A 21,055-nucleotide genomic window follows, 5' to 3' on the forward strand; every position below is an offset into this window, starting at 1 on the left:
AACTCTTTTCAATAATAGGTGGCACTTGTACGTCATTTGCACGTCAAAAACAAAAATTATGCAACTTTATTTTTTATTTTTGCTTTTGCCCGTTCAACATATTGTTGGATTGTGCGCCTTGAAAGATTTAATTCTTCAGCAATCGCTGCATAACTCATTCCTTGCGCCATATGAAGAAGATAGCACTGCCTTTCCCGTGCAGAAAGTTCTAATAGCACTTCCACAATCATTACTTTTTCGTCATCTTGTAGAAATCTTTTTGAATGGTTTAAATTGAGATCAGGAAAGATATCCATTTCCATGAGAGATGTACGTTGATAAACGGAGCGCCGATCAGCACCACGACGATTACCAGGTCTTCTTCCTCTGTTTAACCAATCAAGCGCATACTTCATATCTGAAATCATTTCACCAACGATCTTGTCTTCCTCTTTGTTTTTTGGATTATCTAAATCTAGTTTCTCTCTATACTCTTCTAATATCTTTTTGCTTAGGTTATATTCTTCTTTGATATCCTCGACCCAAGTTTTCAAAAGAAACCGCCCCTTTTATCTTTGTCTAATTGAACCTCTACGCTTCTCATATCGAGGTCTGTTCATTCCCATGAGTTCTCTTATGTCTCGGTCTGTTAATTTCTCAGAATGGACTTGCTGTGAAGTCTCAGCAGCATTTCTTTTCTTTTTGACTGGAGCTGTTTGGTTTTTATTTTTCCACTTCTTTAACTCGTCGTTTAATGTGTTCCTTGCTTATCGCACCTCCATAAATGTGAGGGATAGCTGCGAAACCTATGTTGAAGACCCCTTATACCCCATATAAGAACGTAAAAAAAGACACCAATCAGGGCAGGTGCTATCCTGCTCTTGATCAGTGTCCTCCAGTTGACTGGTAGAACTATTCTTTATAATTTAAGAACTTTTTAACTTTTTTCAACTTTTCTTCGATATCTTTTGATGACTTTTGAAGTATTTTTATATTTGCTAATAACGAGCTTTTGACAAAATCCTTATCAGCTTCGTCATTCATATCTTTGATATCCGTTTTTAATATTTCATCAATTTCTTTAGCTACCACTTTTATTGTTTCAAACTGAATATATACATCATAAAGCACAAAATCTTCGTTAATTTGGTTTATTCTTTCAATTAATTCTTTGGTTTGGCCAATTACAAGTCTAAGCTTAATGCTATTCGTTTTATTAACTAAAAAGTCTATACGTTCTTCATCTAACCTATCTAGATAAGAATTCAAGTCGATCGAGAGTGGCAATACATGTTTTAAGTAGTTTTGATATTTTTCAGCTAAAACTATTTTTTTTTGCTCTCTTAGTTGATAAATAAGTAAAGATAAAGCAATAGCCCCCGATAAAAATGCTCCTAAAAACGACCCAACAAATCCGGGATCAGCAAACAATTCTGTGATATATTTCTTCAAAAATCTTCCCCCTCATCCCACTTAACACGCTTCACCTTACCTTGATGTGTGATGATCTTTGTTTCACCATGTACTGGAAGCTCTGTCATTCTTGCCTTCCCGTCACATACCACAATCATAAAAGATGAAGTTTTTTCCATTATATCAATTTCTAGTTTCTGGGTAGAAGGATTAATTTCTAAATCATTTAATCGCAAAGCAATACCCCCTTAGTTTACTTTGTTTCAACATCTACCCCACCAGCAAAAATATATATTACTCGATACCTCTTGCTTTAATAATCGCAAGAGCCTCATTCTTTGAAAAACCTGCTTTTACAAGAGAATCATATCTACTTTTATATAGCCTGGAAAGTTCGACATGATACTTTATTTGGTAAGGGATGGTACGGATCATCTCGTCGACCATCATTTCAAATTCTACATTTGTAATTTTACCGTTTGGATTATCCTGTTTCATAAATTCACCCCTCTATGACAAATCATCAACGAACTATGCAGTAAGCACATCCAAATTGTAATCAGAACATATAAATCTAATAGTTTTTTGCCTATTACAATCGTTACCTAAGTACGTATATATTTCTTCCATTTCTTCAAAGGTAAAATTTGTACCTAAATACTCATTGAGTGCCGCTCTGATTCGCTTTTGCCAATACTCGCTGACACCTTTACAACTTGGTCTTGACATCCACGCAAGCACTTTACACTTTAAAACCAGTTCGGTTTTAACATCCTCTAACCTAAAATAGATATTGTTTTTAGGTTCAACAATTAACTCAAAATTATGGTTAATGAAACATTTAGGAGAATGTTTTTGAAGTATTCTCATAAACTTTTGAATTTCAACAATTTCCATTTCTTCTATCTCCTTTGTTACGCATTTTGTTTCTGGTACGTACGTCAGTCTCTATAGCTAAGAACAAGATGAGAAACGCAAATAGCTATATAAGTAGTCAAATCTCCATTAACAGCCCAGGTTAAAAATACGAAGAATGAAAGTGAAAAGCACCGACTAATTGTTATGCCCATTTCCTTCGCAACTTTTTTTCCATCCAATCGTTATTCCCCTTTCTTAACCTTTATCTTCCCGCCCATAGACGGCCACGGCGTAATCCAACGCCGCTGCCATTCTTTGAGAGCTTCCTTATCGCCTTTGTGACAAAGTGTATTCAGATCGTAGAGTCTGATCTTGCTGTAGTCTTTCATAAATTAAACCGCCACTTTCCTATCTTTAGGTTTTTTGATTAGCTTATGAGATTTAAAAGCCTCAACGAAAGCTTTCACTTCTTTAGTTGGTTGGCTGTTATCTTTACCGTATACTTGCGTGATTTGGTTTTGACGTAATTCCAGTGTGAAGAAGGGCTTCTCGGGATCTTCCGTCTTTCTAATAACGAATAGATTTGTCTTACCGTTTGCATAATCCTCAGCATACCTTCCTACACAGTGATTCAAAGCTTTTCCTTCATCGAACAACTCGATGCTGGACACCGCCGGCCGGATTATCATTCCGGAATATCTGAATGAAAGCCGTTGTAATTCCATAATCCTTTTTTCAATCTTTTTGTTGAGTGTATGATCAGCTTTTATTTTCACCTGTCTGATTGTTTTCTGGTGAGCAGCATGCAAATTGTTAGGAAGAAGGACGTGTTCTTGGCTAATGTCCATACCGAGATCGATGCAATCTTTGATGTAATCCTGTAATGATATTAAGACCGAATATGAAGCTGAAAAATGCTTTTTGTGATTCCTTAGTTGCTTTAAGAAGTATCTCGAAAGTTTCTCGAATGAAGCATATTTAAGTAACTTTTTAAAATCATCAAATCGCCAACCTGTAATATCATTTAAAAGTTCAGCTTCTTCAAATGTGATTTTGATCCCGTTCTTTTTATGGACTTGATAACAATGCAAAGTCTCAACTTTCAAACTGATGTTATTCTTGCGTAGATCCTTAAGTTCGGATTTGGTTAACCTCAATACCTTTTCGATAGTTTTGCCTCTCCAATTAATCGCTCCGAATGTTTTACGACCATCTAGTTTGGTTTGAACGATGTCCTGCATGCCTAATTTAGTCAGATACTCGATACAAGGATACTTAGCTGCTAAATCGAAAAAACTCACCAAATCATCTTTGATCCTATACTGGCTGCTGTGACGATGATATTTCTCCCAAGTAGAGTACTGAAAAGGGGTACCCCTTACAGCAGCTTTAATATTTTCAATGCTAACAAACGACTCTTTAAAGCTCATGCTGGAGTATATTTCTGATGATATTTTCTTACGTTCTATCAATCCGCCCCAGTCTCTGAATACCATCTTGCTGTTACCAGGTTCGAAAAGGTAGTAAACCTTCGTATAATGATTCGTTTCAACGGTCCGGTAATCTCCGCTGTAATCTCTAACTAATAAAATCCCTCTTGCAACGATTGCTTCTGGGTTCTGCATAGATTTTTCATACCACACAACAAAAGCATCATCGATAAGTCTTTTTCTGCCTCTTCCACTTGCTTTCACGATACATTCAGATCCGCACTTCGCACATTCTGATTTCTGGCCATGTTTTAAACCGTCTGTGATAGTTTCATATTTACAATGTGTGCAATACGCTTTTTGAAAACCACCAACTCTTCTGGTGAATAAGTATCGGCTTTTAAGAAAAACGGTTTCTGTTACGTAATCAACCAACTCATTACTGATTTTTTGAGGAAAGTGATTCAGTATTTCATTAATAGTCACAATGGTTATGCCTCCTCAACAAAATCGAATAATGTGGTTTGATCAATAACACCATCTTTTTCTTTAGGAGTATTTTTCGGCTTCGGCTTAATGTCAACGTTTTCTTTAATTTCAAAATAATTTAGGACAATGTTAAATCCCTGTTCATCAGTTAACACTGCACAATTACCGACCTTAACTTTTTCAGCTTCTTTTCTCATGGCATCCAGGCTTTTTAAGATGTTCTTATCCTTGTTAAGAATCTTTTCAGCAGCACCCGGATGCTTTTTCAACTTCTGTAAAAGAAAGTTCCCTACAACTTGCACGTATGGGTTATTTTTATTGCTAGTCATTTCATCGTTTAATTTTGTTACAGCATGTTTTGTCAAACGTCCTCACCTCTTTTAATACTGTTAAACTGCTACCTCGCCAATAAGCTTGTCAACCCATTCCAGGTAATCTAAAGTGCTACGTTTCGTACGTTTTACCTCATAGGCATAAACTTCAAGATCTACTAAAGGGATGCTTTTACGTCCACCTACAGAAGCGTGATAAACATAATGCTTTATCGTGGAGTACGGGACAAAGAAAATCTGTTTAGTCATTCTAAATTCGATTAACACAAAACTTACTCCACCCATGTTTTCAACCTTTTCCAGATAGTTGATTTGGTGTTGGTGAAGATTCTTTAAATCAAAACGATCGATACCAACCGATTTTGCTTCAAACGCTATCGCTCTACCTTTATACACTCCGTCATAATCCACCGTACTGGGAGCTTCATAGAATCCGTTCAATACCTTTGTCCCTTTGCTCTTTAACACTTTTACTGGAGTAGGGCGTTTATTAATCAATGCTACCTTTTGGTTGGCATACATCTGATTGATTAAATTCAGAAGCATTTCGAATGCCATACCTCGATTTCCCTGAGACATTATTCCTTCACCTGCAATTCAAGCTCAGCTTGATTTTCATTTTCTTTCTGTTTCTTTTCACAGACAGGACCTATGCCTTTTTCAATGCTTTTCTTACTTTTTAAAGGTCTATTGCATACTGGGCAGTTCATGCTTTCGCCTCCGTTTCTAGAGCTCTATCAATAATTCTTAAAATGATATATGGTTCAACGTGTTTACATGTTGCTTCTTCCCTTACATCTTTTAAAACCTTCTCCAAACGTTCTGCTTTTTGTTGGGATTTGATAAATTGTTCTAAAATTAATTTTGAACCTTTAAACGTTTCTTCGTGGATTTCTTCCATTTGGATTCTTTGTTTATCCATGACTTCAAGCGTTTTCTCATTTAATTCATTTTCCACTTGTATCCGTTCAAGTTGTGGTATCCAAAATTCATTTTCTTTGGTTTGTAGGCGATCCACTTCCTTCTCCAGCTCCTTATTTGTCTGGATGTGTTGGTAAAGGAATTCTTTGGCGGTTTCTGTTTCAAACTTGGATTCCTTCAAAGCTTCTTGGTGTGCTTCAACTGAAGCTTCAAGGAATTTTATATCCCCGATACTATAACCATTCATATATGCGTTGATCTCTGTCATGCTGGCTCACTCATCCCTTCCGTTTCAGCCATAAATGATGCGTACCAGGCAGCATGCTTTTCCTCAGCCGCTTTAATCTTTTCCGGATCCGTTTCAGCTGGGAAGAAGTAAATTCCACTTCCTAAGTAAGACCCCATATATTAGCCCCCTATGCTAATCGATAGTTTAAAAGCTTTCTGTCCCCTTCAATGACAACCGTATAGTCTTTGCTCATCTGATAGATCCGTGTCCCTAATGCCTCGTCAATATCTATAAGCTCGTCTACATTCAACTCTGAAGAAATGAGCATCGGTTTATGATTGAGGTACCTGAAATTGATAACAGCGTATATTTGCTCAATCTGCCACTCTGTAGCTCGCGGCTTACGTTTTCTTCCTTCTTTCGAATCTGTTGTCACAGGTTTGAACAGATCATCGATGAAAAGTACATCTACCTTTTTCATGTTGCTTAGCTTTTCTTCCAGAAGGTCAAAGTTATCTTTCAGATCATTGAATCCCTCGACAAAGGGGAAATAAAGCACGCTTACTTGTTTTTTATGAATCAAATTATTAGCAATTGCAGTTAGTAAGTGCGTTTTCCCACAGCCTGGCTGACCAAGTAAAGAAATGCTGTTACAACGATCACCTTTGATGCTGTCGAAATCTCTGTAATAATCAATTGCACACTGATAGGCTTCCTGAATAAGCTCATGCTTTCCAACACGTTCAAAGTTTGAGAATGCCATCTTCTTAAATGCGTCAGTGATCTCACTGGATTTCATGATCTTTTGAATCTTTCTCTTTATGCTGCAGTCACAACGTTGTGAAAATGTATCTCTCCATTCCCATGCGTCTTTAGGATGACAGACGCGGCCAGAGTAAAATTCATCTTCCGTAACCATGCTTTCCGGTGTTGAAGATTGCGTTTTTTCATCCTCAATCCACTTTGTATCCTTGTGGACCCGAAAGATTAGGATTCTTTTATCCTTGCATTTCAGGCATTCATGCTTCTGGCTTTCTTCTTCCGATCCGACCGACTTGTCCGCCTGTGACTGACTCGCGCTTTTTTGTTTGAGATCTTCCAGAACTGCCTGGATACCTGAGAATTTTGGCTTGCTCATGATTAGCCTCCTCTCTTGCTCTATTGCTATAAAAATTGGCGAGAATGACTTTTTTGCAATAACCGAAGGAGCTTATCTCATCCCCTGGGTAACGAGGTTTATAATCAGCAAACGCTTGGTCTACACCGCGCAAAACCTCTTCTACTTCTACCCCTGCTGATAGAACCGCACTGATACACTGGTAATCGGAGACCTTCGGAGCTTGTCCGGGTTTCCCGCGTATCACCATGTAGTACTCTGCTATGCGATCTACATTGTCGTATTTTTTAGGTGGATCCTTTTTTTCTTCGTGCGTATCAACAACGACTTCTTTTATATCTTTTAATTTATCTTTTAATATATCTTTATTAGAGTGGACATTTTTGTCCGAGAGATCGGACATTTTCGCCGGGTCATCGGACATTTTTGTCCACTCTCCTGTTTCAGAATGGACATTTTTGTCCACTCTCTTTTTAAAGGTTTTCTTTGAATTCTTAACAGATAAAATTAATCCGTACGGAGCTCTTGTGATCTTTAAATATTCATGTTGCTCAAGCGCTCCTAACCAACGCCTGACTGTTTTTTCGTTGACACCAAATATTTCTGCAAGTTCTGGGATCTTCATAGGCTTATTTCCAAGAACGATGCCCCAGTTGATACCGTCTCTTTCAACTTCTTTTGTTGTTGAGCTAACGCACCAGAGAAAAAGCCATATTGCTGATCCTATTTTGTTGTAGTGTTCCGGTTCTAATAACCCTGAATAAGTTGGAAAAGGGTAACTTTCGGGCATCGTATCCCCCCTTATACAGGAACTAAATTAAGCTGATATCACTCTCTTTGTTCCTTTTACTCGATGCACCAAATGAAATTCTTTCGCTACTTTTTTAAAGATCAACCACTCTTGCGGATTCAATCCATTATTCTCAATGAGTGCCTGTTGCTGGCGATTAGGCTTCTTACCGTTCTTCATGACCCTCTTGCCCCTTTCTTTCACATAAGGCTCTCATGCCTTCTATTTTGATAATTTTATAGTTTGGATAGTTTCTCTCGATGTAACTCATAACGTATCTTTTGAACATCGTTCCTCGTGTGCTATAGCCTTTTGTAAGCTCCAGATACAAGTGAGGTATTTCCACTTCATTTTTACGGGACATAAACCATCTTCCCAGTCAGCTGCATAATCTCTTTCTTGAACTCATCTTGATTACTGTTCGAATCCGAAAGATGCAGCAGCCATATTTCTTGAACCTTGCTTAGATCGTTTGCCTTTAAAAATTCTTTTACGTTCTCCAGGCTGAAATGGGATCTCATCAATCTTTTCTTCATAACAGCTGGCGTCCTGCCAAGAGCGATGTTAGCGTCTAATATATCCATTGAGTAGTTACACTCAACAAGAACGTGAGTGAGACCTTTAAATTTATAACGAATGTAGTAAGTGTCTGTTGCGAATAAAACCTTCTCACCCGATTCATTACTCAGTAGGAAGCCATAAGGCTCTGCTACGTCATGTTGAACATCGAAGGGAAGTATACTCCATGTTCCAATACGGAATGGCTGTTTAGGAGCGATCTTATGTATTCTGTGATGTTGTATGTTCAAAGCTCCCGCCGTCCCTGGTGACATATAACAGTTGATTCCGGCTTTCAGTACCTCTTTAATCGATTTACAGTGATCGCCATGTTCGTGACTTATAAGGCAGCCTGCAATCGATGAGGTTTGAAAGTTTAATAACCTTTGAACCTCTTTAAACTTGATTCCAGCTTCCAGAAGCAGTGGGGTTCTGCCGTCTGTGATGTAATAGCAGTTCCCCGCGCTTGAGCTTCCGAATGATTTTATCTCGATCAAAACTCTGGTCCGCCTGCACTTACTGGTTCCGGTTCAGGTTTTGACTTTTCTTCTTGATGTTCTCTTTTTGGTGGCTCCGGATCGTCAATGATTTCGTTGTATTCAGCATCGATGTATTCAGAGTTTGCGTTTTCAGCTATTTCCTTCTGTACTTCAATTTCTTCTGAGCGTTCATCTGATTCTTTGATATGCTGCATTACTAGAGAACCATCATCACTTGAATTCAAGAACTTCTTACAAGCACGACCTATAACTGTTTTCTTAGCCATTTCTTGTTTGAAATCATCGTGAGTGCTACCTTGTTTCTCTATTTTTTGGTCCTTGCCCCACATTTGAGATTGGCTCCAGGCTTGTCTAATTTCATCCATTGTCATGATTTCTGTGTAAATTTCACCATCAGGCATTTCGATAGTGGCATAAGCACCTAAGATTTTATCTTTGTTAATGTTTCCAAACTTTTGTTTGTGTTTAAGGTTAACTACACGGCCATTTACAATTTCGTAGTCTACATCGTCACCTTCGTAGATCACCATGCCATCTATTGATTTAGCGTTTGTTACCCGTTTAGTAACTGCCATCGTCCCGAAGTAGGAACGCTGGAAAGCTAACTGTTTACCGTAGCAGATAAAGTAGCCTTGCTTCTTTGCCGGATTAAGTCCTTGAACTACCATATCGAGTAAAGCATTTGCAATTGAATCTTTTGTACAATGTGTAAGTACAGGAGCATAATTATCATTTTTGCTTGCTTTAGTTGCTTGTAAGATCAACCAGGCACTCTTCATTGCATTTTCAGGGCTGTAGTTAGCTGGGAAGTGTAGCTCCCCAGCCTCTTGAAACTGTTTTACTTTAGCAGCCACTATATCAACGGTATCTTTCTTAACCATTGCTAATTGGTTTGAATTACTCATTAGATCGCCTCCTGCATTTGTCCGTACTCAACTCGAAGCTTCTTATCAGCCTCTGATACTACTAAACTGATAACCTGTGAATTTACGTCGATTAGCTGCGTTACAGCCTCACTATTGTCTACAAAGATTGGAGCAGAAACTCCGTAATGCTCAGCAAGTGTATTAATGATATCCAGTCCGATGTTTATACGAGCTGCGTTATTTAAGCCGCCATTGTATGGAACACCTTCATAAAGGGTTTCGCATGTTTCAGATAGACCGCCATTGATCTGTGTATCAAACAACTTAAAACGAGCGTATTTGAATTTAGAGTTAATTTTTTCTGTCAGGAGATTAACTTTAGTGCGGATAAACTCTTCTGTTAGATAAAGTTCTTGCTCAAGCTTTTCGAATTCAGCTGCTAGACCGCGTTCTTGCTCTTCCAGTTCTTCAATACGCTGCTTAGAGAGCTTAACTTGAGCAAATTTTGCTTTATCCTGCTCTAACAAGTTCATATCATTGCGCAATGTAACGATTTCTTGGTTAACTTTGTATACTGATTCTTGAACAGAAGATCTTAAGTTTTGGATAGCCTCTTCGATTACAAGTGCTTCTTTTTTCTTGTTAACATACTCTGGATCAGAGTCGACAATTCTTACTCCTGCTTGAAGCGTCAACACTTCATCCTGGACACGATCTATTTCGGAATTTTGAATTTGGATAAATTCTTCAAGCTTGGTAATTTCTTTTTCAAGTTGCAGATTTTCGGATTTTAATCCCTGAATAACTACTGCTTCCGTTTTTCCTTGAGCATTAATTCTTTCTAATCTTTGTGCCTTTTCAAGGTTAAATTGAGAAAGTGCCTTTTCATGAGCTTCTTGAACCTGCTCGCTTGGAAGTGCTTGTCCACAAGTAGGACAATCCTCTGCATGATGAGAGTCAAAAATCTTCGAATTAACTTCATGCCATTCATTTCGCAAACGATTTGTTAAGTCGGTTGAGCTTTGAATCGATTTGTTATTGCTGGCAATCTGGTTTCTTTTAGTTCTAATTTGTAGTTCCGCATTCTCCGCTTCATAACGGATTTTAGATAACTCCTGACGTTTCAATGACATATCTTCAAGCGTCTTCCCTTGAAGATCATTTTTGATTTGCTGAAGCTCTCCTTCTACTTCGCGGAGCCTCTTTTCTTTGGCTGAAATCTCGCCTCCAGATTTTATACGGCTAACTTCAGATTCTCTTTCTTCAATCTGATTTTTGAGGAAAGATATTTCTTGCTGAAGCTCTTCTTCGTTTAGATCAGATGGATCAGGCATAGAGCGTTGAACTTCATCTATACGAATTGGGATCCGGTCTAGCTCTTTATTAATATCAGCCCTTCTAGCAGCAACCATTTTTCGATGATTCTCAATGGTTTTTCCGTTCAATACGCTCGTTAACTGTGCAAGACTTTTGTTGCTGCTGATAACTTCCTGGTCTGTAATATCACCGCAGATAGTAAGTAATAAAGCTCTGCGATCCTGCCACTTAAGTTGTTCGTTAAAGTAGGATGGAGAAGTAAGAAGCTTGAAGATATCCTCCTGAACGATGCTATCTACCTGCTCTTTGTATTCTTTCAATTTCACTGGTACTCCATCGATGTAATAATCAGTAGTATGTCCAGTAAACTCTGAGAGTGCTGATCCCCGTTTCTTCGTCCACTTTTCAGAGAAAACTTTTCTTAAAGTGAGAGTACGATCATTCACTTTAAAAGTCGCTTCAACTTCATGGTCTAAACCGTGAATCGCTTCATTTTTGCCGCTAAGTGTTTTTAGCTGGAAGTCCTTTTTATTCTGACTATCCTTATCGAAAAGGACCCATATAAATGCATCGAACATGGTTGTTTTACCAGTAGCATTGTCACCGTAAATTTTTGCGTTTTCACCTTGTAGATCAAGAGTGAACTGTTTTACACCCTTAAAGTTTTTCAGGTTCAGCTTCAGTAACTTAATCTCTGTTTTCACTGCTTATCCTCCTTTTGTTGATAAATTGTTGATAACTGCATATAATGGATTTAAATAAATTTTGTTTAGGAACCGTTTAAACCGTCACCCTGCCTGGTGGTGGTTTTTTTGTTGCAATCGCTGATACTTTCCCTTGATATCCTCAACTTTTCTCCCAAGACGTCTGCTAACTTCTTCTAATGCATTTTCAAAACCGATTTTTGGTGTTAGAACGTCCAGATGGTTTTTCATGTAATAAACCTCACCTGTGCCCCATGGACCTTGTTTGTTCCACATTGGTTAGTCCTCCTTTCTGTAGATGATCATGAAATTGTCATTTTCATCTGTTCCTGTGTACTTGATATCAATGACTTCTAAATCGGCATTTGTAGTTAGCCAATTATTAGTCATTTCTTCACTGGCACACACTTTAACCTGAATAGTTCCAGCCACATGTTCTCCCATATATTCACCTTCTTTCTAGTGCGATCTGCACTGTCCGGCCTAAGAGAGAGATAGGGGTAGGTGTAGGCTCTCTTAGGTCCGACAGCAGAGACCGAAGTCTATTGCTGTTCATCAACCAGTTATGGTAAAATGAAATTGTTAAACGTCCTATACGACTGCAGCTGTTAGTGTGTCCGCACTAGCGGCTGTTTTTATTTTCGGACCATTTTCTTGTTGGAATTGATATCTTTGTTCCTTAATCCATTGAGCTAATTCAAAATAGATTTTCGCCTCTGCTTTAAGCCCTGAATTGTAGAAAAACCATCCTTGCTTTCTTAACGCTCTTGCAACATCTTTCAATTCCATTCCGTCCATAACAAGTGTTCCTGTTGACTCATTTACACGTTTTAATGTTGTAGAATCGAAAATTCTTTTATTCCACCCTGTAAGATGATCACTCAGTAATTTTGTAGATACTTTCACCATGCTCATTTCAGCTGGGAACAATTTGATTGTTGCTGCTGTTCTCATAATCCAACCTCCTATTTAGCGTAAAGTGTTTTTGCGTACTTTTTAAAAATTACAAGTTGCTCTATTGTTTCAATTTCTAAAAATGCTGTTTTTAACTGAGTTAATAAAAGAACTTTGTCCATTAAATACGGCCTTTCACGAAACCTTTGGATTTCAACTTCATATATTGCTCTCGCCATAGACCTATCCATGAAAATCCGTACTCAAGACATATAATTCCTACAAAATGACTAAGTGCTATAATTGCGTCAATAGCTTCCATTAACGCTTTCTTGAGCTGCTGTTTTTCGTGCTCCTGTATGTACTCTGGATGATTAACCAAGCAAACACCTTTTATTGCTTCGATCGCTTCTTCCAATTCCTCAATCGTTTTGTTTCTTACACTGGATCGATGTAGATCAACCTTGTCCCCATCTAATTCAGGAACCCACGCTCCTCCTGTATCCTCAAATGCTATTGCCATTGTAAGAAAAGGATGATCTAAAACCTCGGCTGCTTTACTGCGTAGATCTTTAGGGATTTTTCTCGCGCCATTTTCAGCCTTGCTTATCGCTTCACGACTCATTGGTAGTTCCATAGATAGTTGCTCTTGTGTGTAACCCTTCCAATTCCGAGCCCTGGCTAATGTGTAGCCAAGTTTCATATGCTTTCCTCCTTTTGGTTTTGTACCTTTTATCTACTAGAATGTGTAAATTATTTTTTACATAATTGAGTTAGAGCTAGATTGCTAGATCTTGTTGTTCTTTTTTTAACCGGTTAATAATGTAGGCTTGTCCTTTTGGTGTAACTCTCATGGTTAGGTAAGTAAATGTTCCTTTGCTGTTCTCTCTAACACCCTGAGATACTTCAAAGTAACCGCGATCTACATATTCTTGATAAGGTTCATTCTTTGCTAAGAAGATTAATCTCCAATCTCGGAGTTTCTGATAAAGTCGACGTTCGCCGATTAGAATGCCTTGCTTTGAAACTAGCTTTGCTAGTTCTCTCACTAGTAATGATCTGTCTGATGCCATACACGATTCAGCAAAACTAACAAGTGGCTGCTGTTTTTGAATCGTTTGTTCTGCTACAAATCTTTTTGTCTGTTCTTCTTTCAATTGAGTCGCCAATGTGATGATCGTGTCCGGATTAAGAAGGACCTCTTCGATTTTTTGCGGTGTTAAGTATGCACCATGCTTTCTAATAGAAGGAAGTACTTCTTGCTTAACCCATTTTTTGAAAATCTTTGCTTCCGATTTGCGGCTGGCGAAGATTAATTCGTAAAGTCCAGATTCATTCACGATATTGGCTTTACCCTGACGACCTATGTTGAACATAGACCGTTCATTTTCTTCTAATCTACTCAAGGCTTGAGTAACGTTTTGTATCTCGAGAATTTCACAAACATCTTTAGCGATAAACCAAGATTCATTATTGTGTTCAACAACCCTTAGTTGCTGACCGCGGAAATCAAAGAGCTTTTGTAATCGATCCATTACATTGCCTCCATTCTCATTGCTTTGTCTTCCTGATCGCGAATCCAAGAGTCGATTGCTTCTACAGTGAACAAAATTCTTCTTCGTGATCTGAAGTGTGGAATTTGTTTTTCTCTAACCATGTTGTAAATCGTGTCTTCGCAAAGACCAAGATAATCAGCTGTTTCTTTAACTGTGAGTGTCCTGCGTTGGATTCTAGGTTTCTCTGAAACTGTTAATGACATGTCAATCCTCCTTGATTAAGTAATTTGAGTGTTAATTTACCAGTCAATGAGTAAAAAATTTTTTCGGTGCCACAACTGCATGCAGCATCGACGTCTTGGCGGCGACCATGTTTATGTATTAAAGGCTGGGCTCCCCTTTCGGATCTTGGCTCCTTCCCGCTCGTTCGGTGCTCTATGCAGTTGTGGAAAGTGAATTAAGCAGTCTCAACTTCACGTATCGCGTAGCGACTAGGCAAAAAAATTTCTTCTTTCTTTTTACCGTATAGTTTTGCAATTTGTTCAGCCCGGTCGTTACTAATTTGTCTTTGACCATTTTCTATTTGTGACAGGTATCCAGCTGATATATTTAATTGTTTAGCAGCTTCTTCTAAAGAAAACTTTGCTTTTAACCTTGCTTCTTTCGTTTTGTTAATCATTTTTTCACCTCCAAACTTTGCGTATCGCAATGTCTAAATTAAATATACATCGCATAACGCAAAGTGTCAACGCATTTTGCAAAGTTTTTATTAAAATCTTTAATCTTTGCGATTTGCAAAGTAAAATAATTATTAGTGGGGGTGTGTCATGTTCGGGGAAAGACTTAGAGAATTAAGAAAAACAAAAACAAATTATACAATGAAAGAATTCGGTAAAATCTTTAACTTAGCTGAATCTACTATTTCCGGTTATGAAACGGGCAGTAGAAAGCCCGACATGGAAACTATCCAAAAATTTGCAGATTACTTTGAAGTTTCGATTGATTATATGATTGGAAGATCTGAAGATAAAGGAAAAAATGAAGCTAAACCTGATAACGAAAATCTCTTTTACTTTGATTTAGAAGGTTTAAGTGAAGAGGATAAAAAAGAAATTGATAAATACATCGAGCTCTTAAAATTAAGAGCAAAACAGTTCAATGAAGATTCTAAAAAAAATAACTAAAGTAAATTAATCATTTATCTTCAAGAATGCTTACATAATAAATAATTTACTTAACAAAACACTCTACGGAGTGTTTTTAATAAAACTCTTGCTGTAAATATTTGTACAAAATTGATGTTTTTAGGGAGAGAGTTTCAATGAATAATATCTTTGAGTTTGTTCATGGTGGTAAGACTACGGTTGTAATCGAACAGGGGTACATTCGAATATTAAGGAAAGGCTTCTTGAACAAAGCGCAAGGATTAAATGATGAAAAAGTTGTTAAAATTGAATCCATTTCAAACATACTGCTTAAAAAACCAGGGCTTATGACTGGTGGATCAATTAAGTTTGGTGTGATTGGCAACAAAGATACTGCGTTTACTCCAAGTGGAACAGAAATTCTTTTTTCAAAAAAAGAAATGGGTATAGCATTAGAGTTGAAAAGTTTTATTGAGGGGCAACTTTCTAATTAATTGAATAAACCTAAAGGAGAAATATTGTTCAATGACCCAATTTACTATTCGTTTTGGCAAGTCTTCTTCTCAAAATTATGAATATGCGGTTGAATATGCTTCAAGATTTGATACGTATGAACTCAAAGGTACTGATAAGAACCCTGAACATTGGGTCTCATTCAGCGAAAATGATATAAATAGTTTTTTCGAATTACATGAATTAGTAGGTAGATGGAAAAGTTCTAATTCTTTTATTGATGGAGAATTACTAGTCGGAAACAATATATTGTGGTGTTATAAAAACCATCTAGATGCCTTTTCTCCAGAAAAATATTGTTACGGCCTAGATGATGGTTCAAAATATAATGATAGTTATTTTGGGTGTCGTCATATCTCTGCAAATCCTTTAAATTACAATGGATTAACAGGATACGGAACAATGAATAGTAAAGGTGTTTTTACACTCAATAAAGACAAGATTGCTCATGATATTGATATAACAGCAAAAAAACTTGGTATATGTCCTGCATTCAATTTGATTCAAATGAAAAAAGATCTTGAAATACTTCCTGACAAAATCGATCCTAAGAAAGACACTAATTGGGAGTATGTTAAAGAATATTCAGATGGTAAGAATAAAGCAATTTCAGTACGTTTAAAAAATGAATCAGATGGTTATGAACTTGAAAATTCTTCGACTTATTATGAAATCCAAACTGAAACTGTAATTAATGAAGTTGCTTCATCCAAAAAACAAAGTCCTGGTTGCGCTACTATGTTGATATTTGCATTAAGCTCAATAGGTGCTTTATTAACTTATTTTAATTAAATCGCCCTTTTAGGGCTTTTCTTTACAAACAAAAACCGAACATACGTTTGATTAAGAGGTGAAAAATGGGTATGTTATACTTCCCTACCCCACTAGAATTATGGGTTTCTGAAAAATACAAAAGGATGAAAATGCTTAAACCAGAAGATATTTGTGAAGACAAAATCGCATGGATATATAAGATCTTCTATTTCAAAAAACCAATCCCATCAAACTCATTTGAAAACGGAAGCTTTAAAAGCATAACAATCGATTCACGAATTGTACCACCATTACAGAGAGAACAGTTTTATCATGAATGGTGTCACATACTTCGCCATGCTGGCAATCAAAATATGATGCCTGCAGCCTTTAGAGAGCTCCAAGAATATGACGCACGTAACTTTACCCGATATGCCGCCATTCCTTATCATATGCTGGATTATTATGATTTTAGAGATCCCCAGCTTATTGATCTATGGCAAAGTGACTTTAAGATATCAGCTGAACTATGTAATGAACGTCTTCAAAGATTAAAAACGAAAATTAAAATTGCTGCCTGGTAATTATGAAAGGAAAATGCTTATGAAAAAGTATTCGATATCACAGGATGAATTATCGAACGAAATTGAGAAGTGCAGAAAAAGAAACGGTCAAATAATACGTGTTCCAGTAACAACCAATATAAGACTTGTAGACGGTAGGTTGCAATTTGATGTGGAAGAGTATCTAGAGATTCCAGCAGACATGATTCCAGGTAATCAATCTTTTAATTAGGGGGGATTGTTTTGGCGAATATCCGAAAGCGTGGAGAAAATTCCTTTTTATTGACAGTAGAAGTTGGATACAACAATAACGGGAAGAGAAAGCGCCGGTACAAAACAATTAGTGTTGAAGACCAATCACTTTTGAAAACGAAGAAAAAGTTGCAAGATTATCTTGATAAAGAGTTTCACAAGTTTAAAACCGAGGTTGAGTCAGGCGAATATATTGCTCCTGAAAAAATGACATTAGAACATTTCGTTATTGAATGGGAAAATAAATATGCTAAGAAAGAGTTATCAGAGAATACCTTAATCAGTTATTTATCTCACATAAGAAATCATATCTTACCAGCTATCGGCCATAGAAGAATCGATCAAATTAAACCTGTTCATATCATTAACATGATGGATGGTATTAAACGTGTTGATAGCAGCGTAGAGAAGCCTCTTTCCGCTAGATCGAAACAAGATGTATATTTAGCGATTAGAAACATTTTTGAAAGAGCAGTTGAATGGCAGATCATTAAAAGTAATCCCGTTAAAAATGTTAAAAAGCCTCGTCTTACGAGTGAAAAAGAGGTAACTGTTTATGATGAAAATGAAGTTGAAATATTGTTTAAGGCGGCAGAACAAGAACCGTTCCATTGGCGCATTTTCTTAACCCTTGCAATTGCAGCTGGTTTACGCCGGAGTGAAAATCTTGGATTAGAGTGGTCAAAAGTAAACTTTGAAAAAGCCACTATCGATATTAGTCAAGTTGTTGTTAAAGGACTTACAGGATCCACAATTAAGGGACCAAAAACAAAGAGATCCAAAAGGATCGTTTCCCTTCCTCCCTCAGTCGTAGAAGAAATGAAATTATTTCATCTTCATTGGAAAAAGGAAAAATTGAAGATGGGTGAATTGTGGATAGAAAAAGAGCGTGAATGGCTTTTCTGCAATGAAGATGGGACACACTTCTACCCAACCACTCCTACTACTTGGTGGCGAAGATTCACAAATCGAGCTGGCGTAAGATATATTAGGCTCCACGATCTGAGACATACATCAGCTACACTTCTAATCAACCAGGGTGTTCATGCAAAGATCATTTCAGAACGATTAGGACATTCGGATATAAGAGTAACTATGAACACGTATGGCCATGCATTACAAAAAGCAGACCAAGAAGCAGCAAACAAATTGGACAACCTATTTATTAAGAAACAAATTAAATAAGTTGTCGCCATTTTGTCGCCGAAATTCGGCGACAAGCTTCCTTTTTGCTCAGAATTAATCAGATAGTCATCCTACAAGACCCTATATCAATAGTGTTTCGCACGGGAACATCCGTTTGCATCCTGAATAGCCCGTTTAACTGGCAGCCAAAAGGTCAGCGGTTCGATCCCGCTAGTCTCCACCATACAAAAAATAACGAATCCCTTGAGTGAACTCAAGGGATTTTTTAGATATAAAAGTACCATGCGTATACATCATGATACTTTTTTTGGAGACTATTCTTCTTTATTTTTATTTCTTGGGTCTTGTTCTTCAGCAAATTCCGTTGCATAACGAAAGCCTGGTCTAAACCTTCTTTGCTGCCTTCCTGTTCTCTCTTTATTCTTTGAAGGCATGTGCTTTAATAAGTACTGATGCACAAATACTTCTGTAGCGGTGATAATCCCCGCTGCGATCACACTTCCCCACGCGATCTGCATGTATCCGTTTAACAGGATCGATCCGAAAATCCAAACCACTAGATACGCTAAAATAAACTCTGCCATCAACGTGTTGTTCTTACCTATTCTCGGCAACAAAATGCGGTCCGCTACAATATAGGTGATTGCAGTTGTTGTAACCGCAAAAGAAACGATATCACTGATCGAAGCGTCAAAGAACAGATCGAGTCCGATCCAAAATGCGATTAGGCATACAAGAAATTTCATAATAATGACTTTTACTTGATCCATGTAAAAAACCTCCTTTATCTGTTCCTAGTTTGCAACAAATAACGGAGGTTCATACTTCTTCTATTTAATTGAATTTACATATAATACTTTATTCCGGTACTGCTGGTATCAATGGTTCTTTTTCTTTATTCTTTGTAACGGTTGTTCTTTTATCAAGTAAGCTAACGATTATAAATACGGCTGAAGATAAAGGTAAAGCGTAGAATAGAGGATCGATGTGTGTCCATGGATAAGGAAATAGAGCTGCTTTTCCAAACCATGCTTGTGATAACCCGATAGCAGCAGATTCTTTAAGGTGTATAAATAAGAAACCGATGATACTTACCGTAAACCCGACGATCATACTTGCTGTAGCTGCGGTCTTCGTAGCTCTTTTCCAATATAGTGCTCCAATCAGAGCTGGCATAAATCCGGCTGCACATATGCCAAACCAAAAAGCCGTTGCTTGAGCGATGATTCCAGCTGGAAGCAAGTAAGCTAAAATGACTGCAGCGATCACACCGATAAGCACCCCAATTCTAGAAGGGTTAAGCTTAGATCCAAAATGGGATTTAACACCGAGTGTTTTTAAAATATCTTGGCCAAAAGCCGTTGCTTGAACATGAATAAGAGAACTAATTGTAGAGATAGTGGCAGATAATAAAGTGAGTGTAAACAGATAGATAAACCATTCAGGCATGATTTGGTTTATGAAGATAGGGATGATAAGATCGACGTTTCCTTTTGCGGCTGTTAGAGCGATCTCACCCGTTTTCTCATAAAAATAAAGATTGCTTAACGGGCCGATCACAAAAGCTGCACCTGTCATAAAAAAGATAAAAACACCGCCGACTAAGACAGAACGATAAAGTGCTCGATCATCTTTTACAGTCATGCATCTCATCGCAAGTTGAGGCTGCGCTAATACTCCTATTCCAACTCCCATGATAATGGTACTAACAATGGTCCACCACAGCGGAGATCCGAATTCAGGCATACTTGTCCAGCCTTGATGACCTTGATCGACAAGAGCTTGAGGCACAAGATCCTTCATTGCGGTTAATCCATTATGCCCCTCCATAATGCCTCCTACTGCTTGGTAGGTGACGAATAAGAAGATAGCCATCCCGATCAACATGACAACCGCACCAAACGCATCGGTATACATGACGGCCTTAATTCCACCGGTTACTACATAGATTCCAATGATTGCAGCTAGCAGAATAAGAGCGAGATTAAAGTTCATCGAAAGTGATTCTTGAAGAAATCTTCCTCCTCCAATCAAAACGATACTCGTATAGGCTGGCATTAAAATAAAAATCATAGCCCCTGAAAAAACTGTGATAAATTTTGAATCATATCTTTTTCCTAGCAATGTAGGAAACGTTGTAGCGTTTAGATCTAGGGACAATTTTCTAATCTTGGTCCCAAAAATCGCAAATGCGACAAATATACCTAGTACGATGTTAAGAAAGGCTAGCCATAACAAGCTAAATCCATGAGCTGCTGATACGCCACCGAAACCAACAATGGCCGATGTACTTATGAAAGTAGCTCCGTAAGACAATGCCATGATCGCAGGGTGAATGTTTCTCCCACCCACTAAATAATCTGACTCTGTTACAGTCTTTTTATATCCATAATAAGCAAGCCATGACATGATACCCATATATACGATAAGAATTGGGATAAGGACAGCAAAATTCATTTTGAGTCATCGCCTCCTCTGTTCCACATGAATCCACCAAATACAACACACCCTAATGCCGAAACAACAGTAGCCACCCATACAAATGCGATAAGTCCATCTTCCATTCCCAGCATAAGCATAATCTCCTCCAATGACATAAATGTGAAAACGAATTATTTTGAATGCGCTTACATAATTATGTGAAAAAATATTACTTGCTTAATTCCTCCTAAAACCAACGACGTATTAAATGACTTCTTTTTATCCATAGAAACCCCTTTAAAGTTCCTAATTTTTTCTAGAGAATATCATTTTGTAACATTTATGAAATATTTCTGTAATATTAGTGAA

At 37.5% G+C, this 21,055-nt stretch carries 32 protein-coding genes and 1 pseudogene; 6 read left to right on the top strand and 27 right to left on the bottom strand.

Annotation, left to right across the window (positions count from 1 at the left end; translation table 11 throughout):
• Positions 1 to 56: 56 nt before the first annotated feature.
• From HU823_RS17015 to HU823_RS17125, 24 genes and pseudogenes are all read right to left on the bottom strand, one after another.
• Complete coding sequence (locus HU823_RS17015) at positions 57 to 533, bottom strand: sigma-70 family RNA polymerase sigma factor (RefSeq protein ID WP_197222785.1); 477 nt, start codon at positions 531 to 533, stop codon at positions 57 to 59.
• A gap of 358 nt (positions 534 to 891) precedes the next feature.
• The gene (locus HU823_RS17020) at positions 892 to 1,431 is read right to left on the bottom strand and encodes a hypothetical protein (RefSeq protein ID WP_197222786.1); all 540 of its coding nucleotides are present in this window, start codon (positions 1,429 to 1,431) and stop codon (positions 892 to 894) included.
• Entirely contained in the window at positions 1,428 to 1,628 is a 201-nt protein-coding gene (locus HU823_RS17025; protein ID WP_066240128.1) for an XtrA/YqaO family protein, read from the bottom strand. Before HU823_RS17025 ends, HU823_RS17020 begins: the two co-directional genes overlap by 4 nt.
• A 58-nt stretch (positions 1,629 to 1,686) precedes the next feature.
• Positions 1,687 to 1,890: a hypothetical protein gene (locus HU823_RS17030; RefSeq protein ID WP_197222787.1), complete on the bottom strand. Its 204-nt coding sequence runs from the start codon at positions 1,888 to 1,890 to the stop codon at positions 1,687 to 1,689.
• A 33-nt stretch (positions 1,891 to 1,923) separates the two neighbouring features.
• Entirely contained in the window at positions 1,924 to 2,289 is a 366-nt protein-coding gene (locus tag HU823_RS17035) for a hypothetical protein (protein ID WP_197222788.1), read from the bottom strand.
• 353 nt (positions 2,290 to 2,642) lie between these two features.
• Positions 2,643 to 4,166: a PcfJ domain-containing protein gene (locus tag HU823_RS22335; RefSeq protein ID WP_197222789.1), complete on the bottom strand. Its 1,524-nt coding sequence runs from the start codon at positions 4,164 to 4,166 to the stop codon at positions 2,643 to 2,645.
• Positions 4,167 to 4,171: 5 nt separating this feature from the next.
• Complete coding sequence (locus tag HU823_RS17045) at positions 4,172 to 4,534, bottom strand: Cas9 inhibitor AcrIIA9 family protein (protein ID WP_197222790.1); 363 nt, start codon at positions 4,532 to 4,534, stop codon at positions 4,172 to 4,174.
• A 42-nt stretch (positions 4,535 to 4,576) separates the two neighbouring features.
• Positions 4,577 to 5,080: pseudogene (locus HU823_RS17050) on the bottom strand (Holliday junction resolvase RecU); the annotation flags it as partial.
• A complete protein-coding gene (locus HU823_RS22000) occupies positions 5,080 to 5,211 on the bottom strand; it encodes a DUF6011 domain-containing protein (protein ID WP_231607515.1) in 132 nt (43 codons plus the stop codon). The gene HU823_RS22000 and the pseudogene HU823_RS17050, both read right to left, overlap by 1 nt.
• The gene (locus HU823_RS17055; RefSeq protein ID WP_197222792.1) at positions 5,208 to 5,690 is read right to left on the bottom strand and encodes a hypothetical protein; all 483 of its coding nucleotides are present in this window, start codon (positions 5,688 to 5,690) and stop codon (positions 5,208 to 5,210) included. Before HU823_RS17055 ends, HU823_RS22000 begins: the two co-directional genes overlap by 4 nt.
• Positions 5,687 to 5,827 carry a hypothetical protein gene (locus tag HU823_RS17060; protein ID WP_197222793.1) on the bottom strand — a complete coding sequence of 47 codons (141 nt, stop codon included), beginning with the start codon at positions 5,825 to 5,827 and terminating at the stop codon, positions 5,687 to 5,689. The genes HU823_RS17055 and HU823_RS17060 overlap by 4 nt, the downstream gene beginning before the upstream one ends.
• Positions 5,828 to 5,838: 11 nt before the next feature.
• Positions 5,839 to 6,789 (bottom strand): ATP-binding protein, encoded by a 951-nt coding sequence (locus HU823_RS17065; RefSeq protein WP_197222794.1) that lies wholly within the window; start codon positions 6,787 to 6,789, stop codon positions 5,839 to 5,841.
• The gene (locus HU823_RS17070) at positions 6,671 to 7,558 is read right to left on the bottom strand and encodes a hypothetical protein (protein ID WP_197222795.1); all 888 of its coding nucleotides are present in this window, start codon (positions 7,556 to 7,558) and stop codon (positions 6,671 to 6,673) included. The genes HU823_RS17065 and HU823_RS17070 overlap by 119 nt, the downstream gene beginning before the upstream one ends.
• A gap of 27 nt (positions 7,559 to 7,585) precedes the next feature.
• Positions 7,586 to 7,738: a DUF6906 family protein gene (locus HU823_RS17075; protein ID WP_197222796.1), complete on the bottom strand. Its 153-nt coding sequence runs from the start codon at positions 7,736 to 7,738 to the stop codon at positions 7,586 to 7,588.
• Positions 7,739 to 7,911: 173 nt separating this feature from the next.
• Positions 7,912 to 8,613: an MBL fold metallo-hydrolase gene (locus HU823_RS17080; RefSeq protein ID WP_197222797.1), complete on the bottom strand. Its 702-nt coding sequence runs from the start codon at positions 8,611 to 8,613 to the stop codon at positions 7,912 to 7,914.
• Complete coding sequence (locus HU823_RS17085; RefSeq protein WP_197222798.1) at positions 8,610 to 9,521, bottom strand: recombinase RecT; 912 nt, start codon at positions 9,519 to 9,521, stop codon at positions 8,610 to 8,612. The genes HU823_RS17080 and HU823_RS17085 overlap by 4 nt, the downstream gene beginning before the upstream one ends.
• A complete protein-coding gene (locus HU823_RS17090) occupies positions 9,521 to 11,503 on the bottom strand; it encodes an AAA family ATPase (RefSeq protein ID WP_197222799.1) in 1,983 nt (660 codons plus the stop codon). Before HU823_RS17090 ends, HU823_RS17085 begins: the two co-directional genes overlap by 1 nt.
• A gap of 84 nt (positions 11,504 to 11,587) precedes the next feature.
• Positions 11,588 to 11,779 (bottom strand): hypothetical protein, encoded by a 192-nt coding sequence (locus HU823_RS17095; protein WP_197222800.1) that lies wholly within the window; start codon positions 11,777 to 11,779, stop codon positions 11,588 to 11,590.
• 3 nt (positions 11,780 to 11,782) lie between these two features.
• A complete protein-coding gene (locus HU823_RS17100) occupies positions 11,783 to 11,947 on the bottom strand; it encodes a hypothetical protein (protein WP_197222801.1) in 165 nt (54 codons plus the stop codon).
• Positions 11,948 to 12,094: 147 nt separating this feature from the next.
• Positions 12,095 to 12,457 (bottom strand): hypothetical protein, encoded by a 363-nt coding sequence (locus HU823_RS17105; protein WP_197222802.1) that lies wholly within the window; start codon positions 12,455 to 12,457, stop codon positions 12,095 to 12,097.
• A gap of 121 nt (positions 12,458 to 12,578) precedes the next feature.
• On the bottom strand, positions 12,579 to 13,100 hold the full coding sequence (locus HU823_RS17110; RefSeq protein ID WP_197222803.1) for a helix-turn-helix domain-containing protein: 522 nt from the start codon (positions 13,098 to 13,100) through the stop codon (positions 12,579 to 12,581).
• Between the two features lie 76 nt (positions 13,101 to 13,176).
• Positions 13,177 to 13,932 carry a BRO family protein gene (locus HU823_RS17115; protein ID WP_197222804.1) on the bottom strand — a complete coding sequence of 252 codons (756 nt, stop codon included), beginning with the start codon at positions 13,930 to 13,932 and terminating at the stop codon, positions 13,177 to 13,179.
• Positions 13,932 to 14,126: a helix-turn-helix domain-containing protein gene (locus HU823_RS17120; protein WP_197222863.1), complete on the bottom strand. Its 195-nt coding sequence runs from the start codon at positions 14,124 to 14,126 to the stop codon at positions 13,932 to 13,934. The genes HU823_RS17115 and HU823_RS17120 overlap by 1 nt, the downstream gene beginning before the upstream one ends.
• Positions 14,127 to 14,350: 224 nt before the next feature.
• Entirely contained in the window at positions 14,351 to 14,572 is a 222-nt protein-coding gene (locus HU823_RS17125) for a helix-turn-helix transcriptional regulator (RefSeq protein WP_197222805.1), read from the bottom strand.
• Between the two features lie 148 nt (positions 14,573 to 14,720).
• On the opposite strand from HU823_RS17125, the gene HU823_RS17130 reads away from it, so the two are divergent.
• The 6 genes from HU823_RS17130 to HU823_RS17155 all read left to right on the top strand — a co-directional run bounded on the left by HU823_RS17130 (position 14,721) and on the right by HU823_RS17155 (position 18,304).
• Complete coding sequence (locus HU823_RS17130) at positions 14,721 to 15,077, top strand: helix-turn-helix domain-containing protein (protein ID WP_197222806.1); 357 nt, start codon at positions 14,721 to 14,723, stop codon at positions 15,075 to 15,077.
• A gap of 137 nt (positions 15,078 to 15,214) precedes the next feature.
• Complete coding sequence (locus HU823_RS17135; protein ID WP_197222807.1) at positions 15,215 to 15,532, top strand: hypothetical protein; 318 nt, start codon at positions 15,215 to 15,217, stop codon at positions 15,530 to 15,532.
• A gap of 31 nt (positions 15,533 to 15,563) precedes the next feature.
• Entirely contained in the window at positions 15,564 to 16,343 is a 780-nt protein-coding gene (locus HU823_RS17140; RefSeq protein WP_197222808.1) for a hypothetical protein, read from the top strand.
• A gap of 65 nt (positions 16,344 to 16,408) precedes the next feature.
• On the top strand, positions 16,409 to 16,888 hold the full coding sequence (locus tag HU823_RS17145; RefSeq protein ID WP_197222809.1) for an ImmA/IrrE family metallo-endopeptidase: 480 nt from the start codon (positions 16,409 to 16,411) through the stop codon (positions 16,886 to 16,888).
• A 19-nt stretch (positions 16,889 to 16,907) separates the two neighbouring features.
• Positions 16,908 to 17,099 (top strand): hypothetical protein, encoded by a 192-nt coding sequence (locus tag HU823_RS17150; RefSeq protein WP_197222810.1) that lies wholly within the window; start codon positions 16,908 to 16,910, stop codon positions 17,097 to 17,099.
• Between the two features lie 11 nt (positions 17,100 to 17,110).
• Positions 17,111 to 18,304, top strand: coding sequence for a tyrosine-type recombinase/integrase (locus tag HU823_RS17155; protein WP_197222811.1), 1,194 nt, complete (start codon positions 17,111 to 17,113; stop codon positions 18,302 to 18,304).
• A gap of 275 nt (positions 18,305 to 18,579) precedes the next feature.
• Here HU823_RS17155 and HU823_RS17160 read toward each other — a convergent pair whose 3' ends face one another.
• From HU823_RS17160 to HU823_RS22340, 3 genes are all read right to left on the bottom strand, one after another.
• Positions 18,580 to 19,035 carry a YndM family protein gene (locus HU823_RS17160; RefSeq protein ID WP_144698415.1) on the bottom strand — a complete coding sequence of 152 codons (456 nt, stop codon included), beginning with the start codon at positions 19,033 to 19,035 and terminating at the stop codon, positions 18,580 to 18,582.
• An 88-nt stretch (positions 19,036 to 19,123) separates the two neighbouring features.
• Complete coding sequence (locus HU823_RS17165; protein WP_197222812.1) at positions 19,124 to 20,722, bottom strand: sodium:solute symporter family protein; 1,599 nt, start codon at positions 20,720 to 20,722, stop codon at positions 19,124 to 19,126.
• On the bottom strand, positions 20,719 to 20,838 hold the full coding sequence (locus HU823_RS22340) for a symporter small accessory protein (protein WP_370630121.1): 120 nt from the start codon (positions 20,836 to 20,838) through the stop codon (positions 20,719 to 20,721). The genes HU823_RS17165 and HU823_RS22340 overlap by 4 nt, the downstream gene beginning before the upstream one ends.
• Between the last annotated feature and the right edge of the window lie 217 nt (positions 20,839 to 21,055).

It is taken from the genome of Fictibacillus sp. 18YEL24 (assembly GCF_015903855.1).
GTDB classification, from domain to species: Bacteria; Bacillota; Bacilli; order Bacillales; family Fictibacillaceae; genus Fictibacillus; species Fictibacillus phosphorivorans_C.

What these genes read in the sequence shown, in the direction of transcription:
- HU823_RS17030 (WP_197222787.1), bottom strand. Translation starts at nt 1,890, where the DNA reads ATGAAACAGGATAATCCAAACGGTAAAATTACAAATGTAGAATTTGAA.
- HU823_RS17035 (WP_197222788.1), bottom strand. Translation starts at nt 2,289, where the DNA reads ATGGAAATTGTTGAAATTCAAAAGTTTATGAGAATACTTCAAAAACAT.
- HU823_RS22000 (WP_231607515.1), bottom strand. Translation starts at nt 5,211, where the DNA reads ATGAACTGCCCAGTATGCAATAGACCTTTAAAAAGTAAGAAAAGCATT.
- HU823_RS17055 (WP_197222792.1), bottom strand. Translation starts at nt 5,690, where the DNA reads ATGACAGAGATCAACGCATATATGAATGGTTATAGTATCGGGGATATA.
- HU823_RS17060 (WP_197222793.1), bottom strand. Translation starts at nt 5,827, where the DNA reads ATGGGGTCTTACTTAGGAAGTGGAATTTACTTCTTCCCAGCTGAAACG.
- HU823_RS17065 (WP_197222794.1), bottom strand. Translation starts at nt 6,789, where the DNA reads ATGAGCAAGCCAAAATTCTCAGGTATCCAGGCAGTTCTGGAAGATCTC.
- HU823_RS17070 (WP_197222795.1), bottom strand. Translation starts at nt 7,558, where the DNA reads ATGCCCGAAAGTTACCCTTTTCCAACTTATTCAGGGTTATTAGAACCG.
- HU823_RS17075 (WP_197222796.1), bottom strand. Translation starts at nt 7,738, where the DNA reads ATGAAGAACGGTAAGAAGCCTAATCGCCAGCAACAGGCACTCATTGAG.
- HU823_RS17085 (WP_197222798.1), bottom strand. Translation starts at nt 9,521, where the DNA reads ATGAGTAATTCAAACCAATTAGCAATGGTTAAGAAAGATACCGTTGAT.
- HU823_RS17095 (WP_197222800.1), bottom strand. Translation starts at nt 11,779, where the DNA reads ATGTGGAACAAACAAGGTCCATGGGGCACAGGTGAGGTTTATTACATG.
- HU823_RS17100 (WP_197222801.1), bottom strand. Translation starts at nt 11,947, where the DNA reads ATGGGAGAACATGTGGCTGGAACTATTCAGGTTAAAGTGTGTGCCAGT.
- HU823_RS17105 (WP_197222802.1), bottom strand. Translation starts at nt 12,457, where the DNA reads ATGAGAACAGCAGCAACAATCAAATTGTTCCCAGCTGAAATGAGCATG.
- HU823_RS17110 (WP_197222803.1), bottom strand. Translation starts at nt 13,100, where the DNA reads ATGAAACTTGGCTACACATTAGCCAGGGCTCGGAATTGGAAGGGTTAC.
- HU823_RS17115 (WP_197222804.1), bottom strand. Translation starts at nt 13,932, where the DNA reads ATGGATCGATTACAAAAGCTCTTTGATTTCCGCGGTCAGCAACTAAGG.
- HU823_RS17125 (WP_197222805.1), bottom strand. Translation starts at nt 14,572, where the DNA reads ATGATTAACAAAACGAAAGAAGCAAGGTTAAAAGCAAAGTTTTCTTTA.
- HU823_RS17130 (WP_197222806.1), top strand. Translation starts at nt 14,721, where the DNA reads ATGTTCGGGGAAAGACTTAGAGAATTAAGAAAAACAAAAACAAATTAT.
- HU823_RS17135 (WP_197222807.1), top strand. Translation starts at nt 15,215, where the DNA reads ATGAATAATATCTTTGAGTTTGTTCATGGTGGTAAGACTACGGTTGTA.
- HU823_RS17140 (WP_197222808.1), top strand. Translation starts at nt 15,564, where the DNA reads ATGACCCAATTTACTATTCGTTTTGGCAAGTCTTCTTCTCAAAATTAT.
- HU823_RS17145 (WP_197222809.1), top strand. Translation starts at nt 16,409, where the DNA reads ATGGGTATGTTATACTTCCCTACCCCACTAGAATTATGGGTTTCTGAA.
- HU823_RS17150 (WP_197222810.1), top strand. Translation starts at nt 16,908, where the DNA reads ATGAAAAAGTATTCGATATCACAGGATGAATTATCGAACGAAATTGAG.
- HU823_RS17160 (WP_144698415.1), bottom strand. Translation starts at nt 19,035, where the DNA reads ATGGATCAAGTAAAAGTCATTATTATGAAATTTCTTGTATGCCTAATC.
- HU823_RS17165 (WP_197222812.1), bottom strand. Translation starts at nt 20,722, where the DNA reads ATGAATTTTGCTGTCCTTATCCCAATTCTTATCGTATATATGGGTATC.
- HU823_RS22340 (WP_370630121.1), bottom strand. Translation starts at nt 20,838, where the DNA reads ATGCTGGGAATGGAAGATGGACTTATCGCATTTGTATGGGTGGCTACT.